A 13,877-nucleotide genomic window follows, 5' to 3' on the forward strand; every position below is an offset into this window, starting at 1 on the left:
GGAATCGTGATAGTCTCGAATCCGCTCTCCCCAGGAGCTCCCGCTCCGTGCCATTTACCGACCGATATGGAGGAGACCCCATGACCGACGACCGCAAGGAAACCGACGCTCCGGCATCGGCCGGCGGCCTCATGGTGGTGGAGACCTCCACCGAAGAGGAAGACATTCCGGACCGGATCGAGGAGCCCGCCAAGCTACTCCGGATCGCGTCCATGACCCGCTCCATGCTGGAGGAGGTCAGGACCGCCACGCTCGATGAAGAAGGGCGAGCGCGGTTGAAGGCGGTCTTCGACGCCACTCTGGAGCAGCTCCACACGGTGCTGACCGATGATCTACGGGAGGAATTGTCCGAGGTGTTCGTCCCTCTCGACGAGGGAGTTCCGACCCAGGCAGAGATCCGGGTGGCCCAGGCCCAGCTGATCGGCTGGTTGGAGGGCCTGTTCAACGGTATCCAGGCGGCCATCATGACCCAGCAGATGGCCGCTCGCGCCCAACTAAAGCAGATCAGGGGCGGCCCCCCACCCGACGAGGACCACGGCGGAGGCGGCCTCTATCTGTAGCCGTACGTGACCCTGGAGCTGGTCCTACTCCTGGTGGCAGGGTTCGCCACCGGCTTCATCAACGCGGTGGCCGGTGGGGGATCGGCCCTGACCATCCCGCTGCTCACGCTCATGTCCGACGCCAACATCGCCAACGGCACCAACCGGGTGCCGGTCCTGTTCGCCAACCTGGCCGGCATCGCCGCGTACCAGCGGGGCGACTCGGTCCCCTGGAGCCGGATATCGGTGCTGATACCGCCGGTGCTGGCCGGCGCCGGCCTGGGAGCCTGGATCGCCACTCTGATCCCGCCGGACGGGATGCAGCGGGTCTTCGCGGTGGTATTGCTGCTGGTGGCCGTCTCTGCGGTGGTCAACACCAAGCAGTGGCTGGAGGAGGCGCCGTCCCGGCTGGGCCCCGTCGGCCGGACCGTGGCCTTCTTCTTCATCGGCTTCTACGGCGGGTTCGTCCAGATCGGGGTGGGGATACTCCTGCTGACGGCTCTGGTGCTCGGCTCCGGGTTCAGCATGCTCAGGGGCAACGGCGCCAAGGTCGTCATAATCGCCGCCTATTCGCTGATCACCCTGCCGTTCTACTTCTGGGCCGGACACGTGAACCTGTGGCTAGGGGTGATCCTGGCCTTCGGCTTCTCGTCGGGCGCCTACCTGGCGGCGAGGCTGGCGGTGCACAAGGGGTCGGCCTGGGCGAGGTGGGTGCTGGTGGTCGCGGCGGTGGGGGCGGCTATCAGGATGATGTTCTGGTGACCGGAACGTCCGGGCCACCGCAAAGACCGGTTGCTACTTGTATCGCCAGACGATGCGTCCGCGGCTGGGGTCGTAGGCGGATAGCTCGACGTCGACTCGGTCGCCCGGGAGGATACGGATGAACCGCCCCCGTCTCATCTTGCCGGAGGCTCGGGCAAGCACCTCGAGGCCACCGTCGATCTTCACGTTGAACATGGCGTTGGGCAGGGTCTCGACAACGCTGCCCTGAACCCGCAGCACGTCATCCTTGGGCAAGAAGGGTCCTCTCTGTATCGGAAATGTGGCCGGGCTCCGGGCGATGCTGAGGCCCTGACCGACCAAGGCTAATGCATGGCGGGCGCTGCCGGAGGGCCTGGTTAGCCGGATGTTTCATCAACCGGGTCCGGAATCCGGCCGAGCCCGGCGGCCCCGCTCGGCCAGCACGGCCCGGGCCCGGGCGATGTCGCCCGGACAAGTTCGGGACGCCATCCAGTAGCACAGGCCCGTCGGTATGAAGAAGACCTGGAAGAGGGCCAGGCCGATGGCGTAGTTCAATGGCGCCGCGAAGCTGGCGGCGAGCGCCGCGGCCACCGGAACCGTGAGTCCGTTCCCTGCTGCCCGCGACACCCCGTTGGAAAGGTTGGCGATCCCGAACATGGTCCCCCGATGCTCGGGCAGGTTCACGTCGGAGATCAGGGCGAACCAGTTGGGGGAGTCGGCCGAACTGAGGACGACCGCCACCAGGATCAGCAGGAAGGCGCTCGCCGCGTACGGGTTGGTGACAACGCTGCGGAGAGTGGCCAGGACGATTGCCATACTTCCCTGGTCCGTGGGGATTTCGAGGCCGCGCAACGGGATGAAGAAGAACGCCACGAAGAAGGGGATGGCGCCCAGGATGCCGGCTGCTGAGATGGCGGCTCGGGCCCGGGCGGTCCTGCGCTGGAGGCGGTCGCCCAGATGCCCCGCCAGGATGGAGGCAATCCCACCCAGCTGGAACATGGCGCCGAAGACAGCTCCTACCGCCGTAGCGGTGGCAAGGTCGTACCCGTCAGCCTCGACCTTGCCCTGGTACAGGAGGGGCACCCAGACCAACGATCCGTACGCCAATTGGGCGGTCAGGCCCTGGAGAACCAGCCACGGGTTGGTGCGGATCTTCCAGAGCTTCCTCATGTCGGATCGCTCGATGCGGTAGTCGTAGGTTCCTCCGGCGGCCAGCGCCTCGGCCAGCTCCGGCTCCGCCCGGCCCCGGTGTGCTTCGGCCGTGGTCAGGTACAAAAGGGCCACCGCGGCGCCGACCAGTGCCAAGCCGATAAACGGGCGCCTCCAGTCGGACGCGCCCAGGACGCCGCCCACCAGGATGCCCAGGAAGCCGCCCGCACCCTGGGAGAGCCCCCAGAAGCTCATCGCCAGACCTCGACGCCGTGGGGGGATGAAGTCGGAGATCACCGAGAATCCCACGGAGGCTATGGCGCCCAGGCCGGCACCGACCAGGACCGACCACAGCGCCAGTTCGGTGAGGGATCCCGATCTCGCCGCCAGCAGCAGGCCACCGCTCCATGCCAGCGTGGCCCAGAAGAGTAGGGGCTTGCGTCGTGACCGATCGCCTATGTATCCCCAGCCCACCGCGCTCAGAGCGGTTACGAGGATGATCAAGGCGGTGACCGCCGCCACGCCGGCCTGGCTCTCTCCGAGGTCGGCGGCTATTACGTTCGTGAGTACCGGATAGAGCGCGATTGCAGCGTTGTCCAGTGACGCCAGGACCACGAAGATCGTTATCGTGTAGACCACACGAGCCTTGTCGTGAGCCTTAAAGAGCCTGGTCATTCGTACATTTCCGGTATGGTCGCGCTCCTTGGCGTGCCTCTTCGAGCCTATTGTTGGCAATAGTCATAGAATTACGCTAAACTATCCTAGTTACCCACGAGAGAGGCGGGCTTTGGCCGAAGGGTCAGACGCTTCTCCGGGTAGCCACAGGTAACCGTCATGGTATCCGACCAAGGAAGCGGGCTGATGCAAAGCGAAGACAAGATTCTCGGCGCCAACGAGGTGGCCGACCTTCTGGGCATGGACGTCCAGATGATCCGGAAGTACGCGAGGGAAGGCCGCCTTCCCGCTTATCGCCTTCCGGGAGGTAGGACCTTCAAGTTCTTCCGTAGCGAGGTGCTGGACTTCGTCCGGGCTCATCCGGCGAGCACCGAAGGCAGCTGATAACGCTCGTTAGTGGATAGGCCAGGCAGTGATCGTGTCCTGGCCTATCGACCATTCTGGTCGCCGGAGTCCGGGTCCTCCATGCGGGGGTCCGTCCGGATCAGGCGCCGGTACTCGTGGTCGAGGAGGCCCCAGACCGAGTGGTCCATCCAGCGACCGCCCACTTGGATCTCCTCTCGCAGCACTCCTTCGCGCACGAACCCGAGTTTCGTAGCTACTCTCTCGCTCGCCTTGTTGCCCACCGCTACGCGGAGCACCATACGGTGCATGGACAGCTCTTCGAACCCGATCCGGAGGGCCGCGCGGGTGGCTTCGGTGGCGATGCCTCGTCCCGTGTCCTCCGTTCTGATCCAGTAACCGATCTCGCCGGATCGCGAGCTGCGGGAGACATGCCAGATGCTGATGTTGCCTACGTGGCGATCGGGCCTGTCGTGGAGCCGGATCGAGAAGTCGTAGGCCTTGCCTTCGCGCCACGAGCGCATGCTTTCCCGGACGAAGCCGGCCGCTCCAGCCCTCGTAAAGGTCCTGGTAGCCCAGGGTAGGAATTCGGCCAACTCCGTCTGGGAGTCGCGTACTGCGGCGTACAGGGCTTCGATGTCACGCCGCCTGAATGGCCGGAGCATCAAACGCTGCGTGTAGTGCTCGAGCGGGGGTAACACGTCTCGGGAAGGGATTCGCATGGCAATCGCGAGCCTATCCGGTATAGGGGGCCCCGGCCACCACTCCAATCCCTTCGCCCGGGCTTCTGGTCGCCCTTCTAGCATCTCCTGATGGACCATCCCTGGAATCCCGCCCGCCTGCTGCCCGAGCCCCCGACCGGTAACGGAGCCCAGCAGGCGGCGGTGCTGGCCCCTCTGTACGAGGACGGCGACGATCTCAGACTGGTCCTGATACGTCGTCCGCTCCACATGCCCACGCACGGCGGTGACATTGCCTTCCCGGGGGGCAAGCCGCAACCGGGGGAGAGGCCGCTCGACACCGCCCTTCGCGAAGCTCGTGAGGAGGTCGGTATCGAGCCCGCCACGGTGGAGGTGCTCGGCTACCTGCCCGCCATCCACACCGTGAGCTACCCGCTCCTGGTCGTGCCCGTGGTCGGATGGCTTTCCGGAGTCCCCAGGCTGTGTCCCGACGCGAACGAGGTGGATCGGATACACACTCCGACCGTGGACTCCCTTCTCGACGAGACCCGCTGGCGCAGCAAGTCGTGGAAGGGCCACCAGGTGTTCGTGTTCGACCTGGATGGCGACACCCTGTGGGGAGCGACCGCTCGGATGGTGCGGCGGCTCATCGGCCTGGAGCCGTACTCGTAGAGGTGCTGCTCGGTTAGGCGCGACCGGCAGCTGGTCGACCGGTAACGAGTTCGAGGACGGCATCGTGGAGATCGCCGTTGGTCGCCAGGCCGGTTCCGGATCGGAACGATGGTTGTCCGGACAGGTCTGTGAACCTGCCACCGGCCTCCGGGAGGATCACCGCCATCGGCGCCACGTCCCAAGGATTCACGATCGGGTCGAGCATGGCGTCCACCCGGCCCGAAGCCACCAGGCTGTAACCGTAGGCGTCGCCCCATCCCCGCAGGATCATCGGCCCCGCGTGGAGGCGTTCGGCCATGTCCTGGGGAAGGAGGTCGAAGCCGCTGGTGCACATCACGGCGCCATCCAGATCGGATCGGCGGCGCACCGATACGGCGCGTTCGTTCAGGTAACAGCCCCGGCCCCGGCCGGCCGCGACGGTCTCGCCGAGCGCGGGGAGGTCTATGACGCCCACCGCGGCGCCGTGCTCGTCCTCGAGTGCGAGCAGCGTCGCGAAGAGCGGCACGCGCCGGATGAAGGACTGGGTGCCGTCGATGGGGTCGATGAACCAGGTGCGTCCGGATGACCCGGCGGTGTCGTCGAACTCTTCCCCCACGATGCCGTCTTCGGGGAAGCGCTGGGAGAGTTCGGTGCGGAGGAACTGCTCCGCCGCCCGGTCCGCCTCCGTGACCGGGCTCCCGTCCCCCTTCACCATCACCTCCGTGGTTCCGTCATACCAGCGCAGGGTGAACTGTCCCGCCTGGCGGGCCAGGTGGACGGCCTGGCTGAGCAGCGACTCCTCGACCGGAGGTACGCCGGGGCGGATCATGATGGGCTGCCGGCCGCTCCGGCCGGCTCCGCTCCAGCGCGTAGCAGGCCGATGACGATCCCGTCGGCCATCGCCTCCCAGGTGGCTTCTATGACGTTCTCGTGCACCCCGATGGACCCCCAGGTCGAGGGGCCGTCGCTCATCTCGATGAAGACCCTCACGACCGCGGCCGTTGAAGCGGTGGCGTCCAGGACTCGTACGTTGTAGTTGGTGAGGCGCAGGGTGTCGAGTTGGGGATAGTGGTGCTTGAGCGCTTCCCGGAGGGCATGGTCCAGGGCGTTGACCGGCCCGTTGCCCTCGCCGGTTCTTATCACCCGCTCGCCCCGGATCACGATCTTGACCGTGGCCTCCGCCATGACCAGCGCGTCGGAGCGGTGCTCGGTCGAGACCCGGAACGACTCCAGCTCGAAAAAGTCGTGCGACCATCCTCCGGCCTGCCGCAGCATCAGCTCGAACGAGCCGTCAGCGGCCTCGAAGTGGTAACCCCGGTTCTCCATGTGCTTGATCTCGTCCAGCACCTCGGTGGCCTGTGCTCCGGTTAACGCGATGCCCAGGTCCCGGGCCTTGGCGAGTATGGTCGAGCGGCCCGACAGCTCCGAGACCACGGTACGGGTCCGGTTGCCAACGTGAGCCGGGTTCTGGTGCTCGTAGGCGTCGGGGCGCCGGGCCAGCGCCGAGGTGTGCAGGCCGGCCTTGTGGGTGAAGGCCGACGCGCCCACGAACGGACTGTGAGGGTCGAGGCTGACGTTCACGATCTCTGCGATGTGGTGGGCGATGGGCGACAGTATCTCGAGCCGGACCGGATCAAGTACGGGGACTCCCATCTTCAGCACCAGGTCAGGCAGGATGGTGGAGAGGTCGGCGTTGCCGGTTCTCTCTCCGTAGCCGTTGATGCACCCCTGAACCTGCCGGATCCCCATCTCGACAGCGGTCAGCGACGAGGCCACCGCACAACCGGCGTCGTTGTGGAAGTGCACGCCCAGTTGTGCGTCGGGAAGAGCCTCCTGGACCCGGTCGATGGCGCCTGCGATGTCCGGCAGCAGGCGTCCTCCGTTGGTATCGCACAGGACCAGGCGTTCGGCGCCCTCCTCGAATGCGGCGCGGAGCACTCTGATGGAAAAGTCGGGGTTCGACAGGTACCCGTCGAAGAAGTGCTCCGCATCGAAGAAGACCCGTCGGTTGTGGCGCCTCAGGTAGGCCACCGACTCGGCCACCATGGCGACGCCGTCGTCCAGGTCCGTCAGGAGGGCCTCGCGCACGTGGTAGTCCCACGCCTTCCCGACGATGCAGACCACGTCTGTCTCTGCCTCGAGCAGGTTGAGCATCTGTGGATCGCCCTCGACAGACCGGCGGGGCCGGCGCGTGGCGCCGAAAGCGGTCAGCGACGCGGTACGGAGGCTGAGCTCGGAACGAGCCCGCTTGAAGAACTCGCTGTCCTTCGGGTTGGCCCCGGGCCATCCGCCCTCGATGTAGCCGACCCCGAGGTCGTCCAGCAGAGCGGCTATCCGCAGCTTGTCGGAGACGGTCAGCGAGATGCCTTCCTGCTGCGCCCCGTCGCGCAGGGTGGTGTCGTAGATCTCGAGTCGGGGATGTGCCATGCGAGGCTCCCTCCCTTTGTGAGGCCGGCGGACGGTGGTCGCCAAATAAAGAACCCTGCGCCGGGGCGCAGGGTTGCGGACACAGGGGTCGGTTCCCTATGCCCTATTCGATAATGATCCCGGTGTGGTTGCTCATCTCCGGACCGAGTGTCGCTGATCCGCTCCGGTATGTCAACATCCATTTCAGGACGGGCCGGTGGACCGGTGCTGCGCGGACGCACCGTTTAGCGGTCATCGGGCGGTCGGCGTAACCTCTGGATGACTTGAGCGGAGGTGATGAGGTGACCACCAGAAGGGTCTTTTCGGGGATCCAGCCCAGCGGTGACATCCACATCGGCAATTACATGGGGGCGCTCCGCAACTGGGTGGCCATGCAGGACGAGTACGCCACGGTCTACTGCGTGGTCGATCTCCATGCCCTCACCCTCCCTCAGGATCCCGCCGAATTGGCGCGGGCCCGGGTACGGACCGCCAAGATCCTGCTGGCGGCGGGGATCGACCCGCGCCGCTCCATGGTGTACTACCAGAGCCAGGTGCCGCAGCACGCCGAGCTGTCCTGGATCATGGGCACCTTCGCCTCGATGGGCCAGTTGGGCCGGATGACCCAGTACAAGGAGAAGGAGGACAAGGGCGGGCAGAACCTGGGCCTGTTCTCCTATCCGGTGCTGATGGCAGCCGACATCCTGGTCCACCGCGTGCATGCCGTACCGGTCGGTAACGACCAGACCCAGCATCTCGAGTTCACCCGTGATCTCGTTGACCGGTTCAACTCACGCTATGGAGACTTCTTCCCGGTGCCCGAGCAGATAACCCCGCCGGTGGGAGCACGGGTGATGTCCCTGAAGGATCCCACCTCCAAGATGTCCAAGTCCGATCCGGATCCGGGCTCGCGGATAATCGTGACCGACGACGCCGACACCATCGTGACCAAGGTTCGGCGGGCGGTTACGGACTCGGGCAACCTGGTCGCCTACGACGTGGAGCGCAAGCCCGGGATCAGCAACCTACTTGACATCCTGTCCGCGTTCACGGGCCGTAACGTCCACCAACTGGCGGAGGAGTACCGTTCCGTCGGCTACGGACGGTTCAAGCAAACCGTTGCCGAGGCGGTGATCTCGGGCCTGGCGCCGGTGCGCCGAGCCTATCTCGACCTGGACGACCCCGACGTGGAACGGATCATGTCAGAGGGCGCCGAAGCGGCCCGCACCAGGGCCGAGGAGACCATGACCGGCGTGCGCCACCTCATCGGGATCAGTTGTTAGTTCCTGGTTGACAGCACAACTACAAACCAGATGGAGGGGTCGGGAAGAAGAACAGCACCACCAGCGTCGTCAGGTTGAAGCCGCTGTGGGCGAAGATCGTGGGACCGAGGGTGCCGGTCCGCGCCCTCAGCGTTCCCAGGAACAACCCGAACGCGAAGAGGACCAGGAGGGTGACAGCGCCGGCGGCGCTGTACAGCGACGGATCCACCAGGTGGATGGCGCTGAATAGGACAGAGCTGACGATGACGGCCGTGATCGGCTTGCGGTTGTTTCCCAGGAGCATCCGGAAGACCAGCCCGCGGTGGATCATCTCCTCCACGACCGGGCCCAGCACCGCCACGCCCACCACTACGGCCGCCATCGTGCTCGTTCCACGAGTCTCGGCAACCGCTTCCACGATCGCCTGGGGGGTCGCATCCTCGACGCCCAGCAGGAAGCGGAGGCCGGCCGCGAGCCAGGCGAGCGCTATCGACATGGCCGCACCCGCCAGTACCCAGCGGGCGTGGCGCGGCTCGACCTCGAACGAGAGGGCCTCGGCCAGGTCGGGGAACCCTCGAACCCTGCCTAGCAGGGCGAGCGCGCCGATGTGGCCGAGGTTCTGGAGGGGAATCAGGACCCAGAAGTAGAAGTGGGGGTCGGCGGTATCCGCGCCGAGCGCGCCGGCGATCAGTCCTGCGACCACCGCCCCAAGGACTCCTGCTCCGAGGACCGTAAGGGCGTCGTACCAACGCCAGCGAGCTTCCAGCACTGACCCGCCAGGCTAGTGCCGTGCTGCGGGAATCCTGCCGCCGTTCTCCCGGCGGACCTGCCTCCGCTTGCCGAAATCATGGAGTTTCAGTAGCGGGAGGGGTAGAGTCCGACCCATGCGCGAATCCCGCGGGCTCCGGCGGATGTTCACCGCGGCCGCGGTTCTGGCCGTGGCGCTGCTAGCCGGGGCCTGTTCGGGCGACTCGGAGTCCGACCCGACCACGACCACCGCGGCGCCTGCGACTACTACCACGACTGCGCCTGCGACTACTACCACCACTGCGCTTGCGACTACTACGACTACCGCGGCGCCTGCGACTACTACGACCACCGCGCCCGGAGAGACGGAGCCGGCCGCGCAGCCACGCGGCACCCGGGCGGATTTCTTCGTGGACGCCTCCACCACCTACCAGGACGTGATGGACAGGATCTCCGGGGACGAGAGGGAGTGCATCAAGGCGGCTCTCGGGGAGATGGTGTACAACATCTTCGTGTCCAGGCCGGTTCTGAGCGAAGATGGAGAGGACGCAGGCCGGGACCCTCACTCGTCACCAGGCTGTTCTCGTGCCTGACCCAGGACAACGTGGTGCTGGCCATGATCGTGTTGAGAGACGCTACCGCGGGCCGGATGGACGAGGAGGCCCGCCGGTGCCGCGTGCCCCTCGCCCTGCGGATCCCGGAGAGCTACCACCAGCAGGCCGGTCTGGAGTGGGAAGGGGAGCGCGTTCCCGCCAAGGAACTGGCCGAGATCAACTCCCGGATCCTGGAGTGCTTCTCCGACGAAGAGGTGGCGGCGTTGCAGTTCCGCGTCTACCAGCAACTGGTCGAGATGGTTGACATAGAGTTGGCGGACGTAATCGGCGCGTTCACGGACGCCGAGCTGGACTGCTTCCGCGAGCGCATCGGCACCGACGAGTTCGAAGCGATCCTGGACTCCCCGCTCAGAGGTGCCGGTGCTATGTCTGATCACGAATTGCATGAGGCGTGCTTCACGCCGGACACCCCCGGGCGCCTGTACGCCGCCTATGTCGGGATCCTGCTCGGCGAGGACTTGTCAGAAGGGTCGGCGAGCTGCATGATCGACTTCGCGAGCGAGCACGAGCACTACATCGACTACCTGTTCTTCACGCCGTATGAGGACAAACTGGCGCTCGACGCGGAGACCCGCGCCGAGTACCTGAAAGACGGATACCGGCTTCACTCCTGCTTCAGCGACGACGAGTCAAGACGGTGGAACGACCTCTACTTCGAAGCCTTCCAACAGGGATAGAAGCGCGCCGTTGCCGGTCGGCCGCGCCATTTCGAGCGGAAGCTCAAGAGCCGGACGCCCGTGGAGGGTCTGGTATTTTCTTGGAGCGCACTGGGAGGTTTGCTAGGTGGACATTTCGATCGGCATCGGTAAGTCGGGTCGGCGCGGTTTCGGCTTCGACGACATATCAGTCGTCCCCAGCCGCCGCACCCGCGATCCTGACGACGTCAACCTCTCCTGGGAGTTGGACGGCTACCGGTTCGAGCTACCGATGCTCGGGTCGGCGATGGACTCGGCTGTGTCCCCAGCGACCGCGGTCGCCATCGGCCGGCTGGGAGGCCTCGGCGTGCTCAACCTGGAGGGTTTGTGGGCGCGCTACCAGGATCCCGAACCGGTGTTCGAGGAGGTGGCGACGCTGCCGGCCGACCGCGCCACCGCCCGCCTTCAGGAGTTGTACCGGGCGCCCATCGAGCCGGATCTCATGCGACAGCGCATCTCCGACATCAAGTCGGCGGGGGTGGTCGCCGCGGCGTCCCTCACCCCGCAGAGCGTGGAGCGTTACATCGACGGGGTGGTGGAGGCCGGGCTCGACGTCCTGGTGATCCAGGGCACGGTGGTGTCGGCCGAGCACGTCTCCAGCCGCGACGATCCTCTCGACCTTTCATCCTTCATCGCCGGCCTGGACCTCCCCGTGATCGTGGGTGGGTGCGCTTCCTACGCCGGAGCGATCCACCTGATGCGCACCGGCGCCGCCGGAATCCTGGTTGGGGTGGGCCCCGGCGCGGCCTGTACCACCCGCCGGGTGCTGGGGATGGGGGTGCCGCAAGCCACCGCCATCGCCGACGCCGCCGGCGCGCGGATCCGGTACCTGGCCGAGGCGGGACGGTACGTCCACGTCATAGCGGACGGCGGTATGAGCACCGGTGGTGACATCGCCAAGGCGATCGCCTGCGGGGCGGACGCGGTGATGATCGGCTCGCCGCTGGCCTCGGCGATCGAGGCGCCGGGTCGAGGCGCCCACTGGGGAATGGCTACCTTCCACCCGTCGGTGCCCCGGGGCACGAGGGTGATGACCGGACAACTGGGCACCCTCGAGCAGATCCTGGTGGGCCCGGCTCGCGAGAACGACGGCCGCCAGAACCTGTTCGGCGCGCTGCGGCTGGCCATGGCGAGCACGGGGTACGCCGACCTCAAGGAGTTCCACAAGGCGGAGTTGGTGGTGGCGCCGTCGGTCCGGACCGAGGGAAAGGCCCTCCAGCGGAGCCAGCGAGTCGGGATGGGTTTTTGAATCCTGTTCCGCCTGCCGGCGGGGAGGCCCGCCATCGCCCGGTGCTCGTGGTCGATCTGGGCGCCCAGTACGCCCAACTGATCGCCCGCCGGATCCGCCAGGCCGGCGTATTCTCCCTGATCGTGTCCCGCGATATCAGCGTGGAGGCGGTCCGGCGCCACCACCCGCTCGGTCTCGTGCTGTCCGGCGGCCCGCTGTCCGTCTACTCCGATGACGCCTACCTGATCGACCCCGGCCTCCTGGAGATGGGTGTCCCCGTGCTCGGCATCTGCTACGGCCACCAGCTGCTGGCGCGCCTGCTGGGCGGCACGGTGGAGCGGACCGGCGAGGCCGAGTACGGACGTACCTCGCTCGACGTGACCGGCGACTCGCTGCTGCTGGCCGGAACCCCGGCGCGCCAGGATGTCTGGATGAGCCACATGGATGCCGTCACGGAACCGCCGCACGGGTTTGCCGGCGTAGCCACTACGCCGGGCTCGCCGGTGGCGGCCATGGAGAAGCCGGAGCGCGGTTTCTACGGCGTCCAGTTCCACCCCGAGGTGATCCACACAGACCACGGGTTCGACATCATGGAGCGGTTCGTGAGGGACGCGTGCGGGGCAGCGCAAGACTGGACCGGAGGGTCGATCATCACGGAGCAGGTCAGCGCCATCCGGGCCAGGGTGGGCGATGCGCGCGTTGTCTGCGGCCTCTCCGGAGGGGTCGACTCGGCGGTGGCCGCCGCCCTGGTCCATCGGGCGGTGGGGGACCGCCTCACCTGCGTGTTCGTGGATCACGGGCTGCTGCGAGCCGGGGAGGCGGAGCAGGTCGACGAGACGTTCCGCCGGAACTTCGAGGTCGACCTGATACGGGTCGATGCCGCCGATCGGTTCCTGGACGCGCTGGCAGGAGTGGCCGATCCCGAGCGTAAGCGCCGGATCATCGGCGAGCTCTTCATCCGCACCTTCGAGGAGGCCACCACCGGCATCCCTGATGCCCGGTTCCTGGTCCAGGGCACCCTCTATCCGGATGTCATCGAGTCCGGCGGCGCCTCCGCCGCCACCATAAAGACCCACCACAACGTGGGCGGGCTCCCCGACAACCTCGATTTCGAGCTCATCGAGCCGCTTCGAGACCTGTTCAAGGACGAGGTCCGGGCGGTGGGGGAGGAGTTGGGGCTTCCCGAGGAGGTCGTCTGGCGCCAACCCTTCCCCGGCCCCGGCCTGGCGGTGCGCGTGATCGGAGGAATCACCCGGGAACGGCTGGAACTCCTCCGGGCAGCCGACGCCATCGTCACCGCGGAGATCCACCGCGCCGGGCTCTACCGGGAGATATGGCAATCGTTCGCGGTGCTGCCCGACGTCAGGACGGTGGGGGTTCAGGGCGATGGACGGACCTACGCCCACGCTCTGGTGGTGCGAGCGGTCACCTCCGAGGACGCCATGACGGCGGACTTCGCCCGGATCCCGTATCCGGTCCTCGAGCGGATCTCCCGCCGGATGATGAACGAGGTTCCGGGAATCAACCGGGTGGCCTACGACATTTCCTCCAAGCCACCCGCCACCATCGAGTGGGAGTAGGGGATCGGCATCTGGAGTGGTGGTCAGACGTGGTGTTCGGCGGCTGCCGCATCCACCCTTGATGTGCGCGGCCTAGCCGACTAGGCGCAGGGGCTTGGTGAAGGGATAGGGTTGTCCCTCGGGCGTGGTTCCCCACATGGACTCGAGAATCGCTGTGTTGTCTTCCCCAAGTCCGAAGGAGGCCTTTATCTCCTCTAGAGGCCAGTCACGTGCGGGTTGGAGTATTTCTATGCCGACGACTTCGCCGGATGCGTCCAGGTCGACCATGGTGCCCTCGTCGAATTGCCGGGTACCCGCGACAGGAGAATCCTTGATCTCTATATAGAGGGCATCGGCATCGTTGTCGTAGGAGAAGATCATCCGATGAAACCTCCTTGCTCATCGGGCCACGCGGCTGTGATCACATGGTATCGGTTCTCAACACTTGCGCACACCCGGAGGATACGCCCACCGGCGGCCAATCCACTGATCCAGATCGTACCTGGTGTTCCAGGCTCCGGGTCTCCGAATTGGCGCTTGAGGGCTGTTTCCACATCTAGAGGTGTGACTCCGCGCCGTTTCATCCGGG

16 protein-coding genes are annotated in these 13,877 nt (G+C 66.4%); 9 read left to right on the forward strand and 7 right to left on the reverse strand.

The annotated features are described in order from the left end of the window. The first annotated feature begins 80 nt into the window (after nt 1-80). On the forward strand, nt 81-560 hold the full coding sequence (locus OXK16_01655; GenBank protein ID MDE0374651.1) for a DUF2587 domain-containing protein: 480 nt from the start codon (nt 81-83) through the stop codon (nt 558-560). A 6-nt stretch (nt 561-566) separates the two neighbouring features. Continuing rightward, a complete protein-coding gene (locus OXK16_01660) occupies nt 567-1,301 on the forward strand; it encodes a sulfite exporter TauE/SafE family protein (protein ID MDE0374652.1) in 735 nt (244 codons plus the stop codon). Between the two features lie 33 nt (nt 1,302-1,334). Here OXK16_01660 and infA read toward each other — a convergent pair whose 3' ends face one another. Both infA and OXK16_01670 read right to left on the reverse strand, forming a co-directional pair. Then, the gene (infA, locus tag OXK16_01665; GenBank protein ID MDE0374653.1) at nt 1,335-1,556 is read right to left on the reverse strand and encodes a translation initiation factor IF-1; all 222 of its coding nucleotides are present in this window, start codon (nt 1,554-1,556) and stop codon (nt 1,335-1,337) included. 117 nt (nt 1,557-1,673) lie between these two features. Beyond that, the gene (locus tag OXK16_01670; GenBank protein MDE0374654.1) at nt 1,674-3,104 is read right to left on the reverse strand and encodes an MFS transporter; all 1,431 of its coding nucleotides are present in this window, start codon (nt 3,102-3,104) and stop codon (nt 1,674-1,676) included. Between the two features lie 186 nt (nt 3,105-3,290). Between OXK16_01670 and OXK16_01675 the strand changes: the two genes are divergently transcribed. Next, complete coding sequence (locus OXK16_01675; GenBank protein ID MDE0374655.1) at nt 3,291-3,488, forward strand: helix-turn-helix domain-containing protein; 198 nt, start codon at nt 3,291-3,293, stop codon at nt 3,486-3,488. Nucleotides 3,489-3,532: 44 nt separating this feature from the next. Here the strand turns inward: OXK16_01675 and OXK16_01680 are convergent, their stop codons facing one another. Continuing rightward, nucleotides 3,533-4,168, reverse strand: coding sequence for a GNAT family protein (locus OXK16_01680; GenBank protein ID MDE0374656.1), 636 nt, complete (start codon nt 4,166-4,168; stop codon nt 3,533-3,535). Nucleotides 4,169-4,258: 90 nt separating this feature from the next. Between OXK16_01680 and OXK16_01685 the strand changes: the two genes are divergently transcribed. Then, nucleotides 4,259-4,798 (forward strand): CoA pyrophosphatase, encoded by a 540-nt coding sequence (locus OXK16_01685; protein ID MDE0374657.1) that lies wholly within the window; start codon nt 4,259-4,261, stop codon nt 4,796-4,798. 13 nt (nt 4,799-4,811) lie between these two features. On the opposite strand, the gene OXK16_01690 is transcribed toward OXK16_01685, so the two are convergent. Both OXK16_01690 and cimA read right to left on the reverse strand, forming a co-directional pair. Further along, nucleotides 4,812-5,606 (reverse strand): hypothetical protein, encoded by a 795-nt coding sequence (locus tag OXK16_01690; protein MDE0374658.1) that lies wholly within the window; start codon nt 5,604-5,606, stop codon nt 4,812-4,814. Continuing rightward, nucleotides 5,603-7,204 carry a citramalate synthase gene (gene cimA / locus OXK16_01695; protein MDE0374659.1) on the reverse strand — a complete coding sequence of 534 codons (1,602 nt, stop codon included), beginning with the start codon at nt 7,202-7,204 and terminating at the stop codon, nt 5,603-5,605. The genes OXK16_01690 and cimA overlap by 4 nt, the downstream gene beginning before the upstream one ends. Before the next feature lie 281 nt (nt 7,205-7,485). On the opposite strand from cimA, the gene trpS reads away from it, so the two are divergent. Further along, on the forward strand, nt 7,486-8,466 hold the full coding sequence (trpS, locus tag OXK16_01700; protein ID MDE0374660.1) for a tryptophan--tRNA ligase: 981 nt from the start codon (nt 7,486-7,488) through the stop codon (nt 8,464-8,466). Nucleotides 8,467-8,485: 19 nt separating this feature from the next. Here trpS and OXK16_01705 read toward each other — a convergent pair whose 3' ends face one another. Then, nucleotides 8,486-9,214, reverse strand: coding sequence for a CPBP family intramembrane metalloprotease (locus tag OXK16_01705; protein MDE0374661.1), 729 nt, complete (start codon nt 9,212-9,214; stop codon nt 8,486-8,488). Nucleotides 9,215-9,329: 115 nt separating this feature from the next. On the opposite strand from OXK16_01705, the gene OXK16_01710 reads away from it, so the two are divergent. The 4 genes from OXK16_01710 (at nt 9,330) to guaA (ending at nt 13,309) form a co-directional block, all read left to right on the forward strand. Further along, nucleotides 9,330-9,785 carry a hypothetical protein gene (locus tag OXK16_01710; protein ID MDE0374662.1) on the forward strand — a complete coding sequence of 152 codons (456 nt, stop codon included), beginning with the start codon at nt 9,330-9,332 and terminating at the stop codon, nt 9,783-9,785. Nucleotides 9,786-9,808: 23 nt separating this feature from the next. Continuing rightward, nucleotides 9,809-10,483 (forward strand): hypothetical protein, encoded by a 675-nt coding sequence (locus OXK16_01715; GenBank protein ID MDE0374663.1) that lies wholly within the window; start codon nt 9,809-9,811, stop codon nt 10,481-10,483. Between the two features lie 106 nt (nt 10,484-10,589). Further along, entirely contained in the window at nt 10,590-11,750 is a 1,161-nt protein-coding gene (locus tag OXK16_01720; GenBank protein ID MDE0374664.1) for a GuaB3 family IMP dehydrogenase-related protein, read from the forward strand. Further along, entirely contained in the window at nt 11,747-13,309 is a 1,563-nt protein-coding gene (gene guaA, locus OXK16_01725; GenBank protein MDE0374665.1) for a glutamine-hydrolyzing GMP synthase, read from the forward strand. Before OXK16_01720 ends, guaA begins: the two co-directional genes overlap by 4 nt. A 72-nt stretch (nt 13,310-13,381) precedes the next feature. Here the strand turns inward: guaA and OXK16_01730 are convergent, their stop codons facing one another. Then, nucleotides 13,382-13,669 (reverse strand): DUF2283 domain-containing protein, encoded by a 288-nt coding sequence (locus tag OXK16_01730; GenBank protein ID MDE0374666.1) that lies wholly within the window; start codon nt 13,667-13,669, stop codon nt 13,382-13,384. Between the last annotated feature and the right edge of the window lie 208 nt (nt 13,670-13,877).

The sequence above is a fragment of the bacterium genome, assembly GCA_028821235.1.
GTDB lineage: Bacteria > Actinomycetota > Acidimicrobiia > Spongiisociales > Spongiisociaceae > Spongiisocius.

Bases quoted from the DNA above. Each gene is read 5' to 3' on its own strand.
- OXK16_01655 (MDE0374651.1), top strand. From the start codon at position 81: ATGACCGACGACCGCAAGGAAACCGACGCTCCGGCATCGGCCGGCGGC.
- OXK16_01670 (MDE0374654.1), bottom strand. From the start codon at position 3,104: ATGACCAGGCTCTTTAAGGCTCACGACAAGGCTCGTGTGGTCTACACG.
- OXK16_01675 (MDE0374655.1), top strand. From the start codon at position 3,291: ATGCAAAGCGAAGACAAGATTCTCGGCGCCAACGAGGTGGCCGACCTT.
- OXK16_01680 (MDE0374656.1), bottom strand. From the start codon at position 4,168: ATGCGAATCCCTTCCCGAGACGTGTTACCCCCGCTCGAGCACTACACG.
- OXK16_01685 (MDE0374657.1), top strand. From the start codon at position 4,259: ATGGACCATCCCTGGAATCCCGCCCGCCTGCTGCCCGAGCCCCCGACC.
- OXK16_01690 (MDE0374658.1), bottom strand. From the start codon at position 5,606: ATGATCCGCCCCGGCGTACCTCCGGTCGAGGAGTCGCTGCTCAGCCAG.
- cimA (MDE0374659.1), bottom strand. From the start codon at position 7,204: ATGGCACATCCCCGACTCGAGATCTACGACACCACCCTGCGCGACGGG.
- OXK16_01710 (MDE0374662.1), top strand. From the start codon at position 9,330: ATGCGCGAATCCCGCGGGCTCCGGCGGATGTTCACCGCGGCCGCGGTT.
- OXK16_01715 (MDE0374663.1), top strand. From the start codon at position 9,809: ATGATCGTGTTGAGAGACGCTACCGCGGGCCGGATGGACGAGGAGGCC.
- OXK16_01730 (MDE0374666.1), bottom strand. From the start codon at position 13,669: ATGATCTTCTCCTACGACAACGATGCCGATGCCCTCTATATAGAGATC.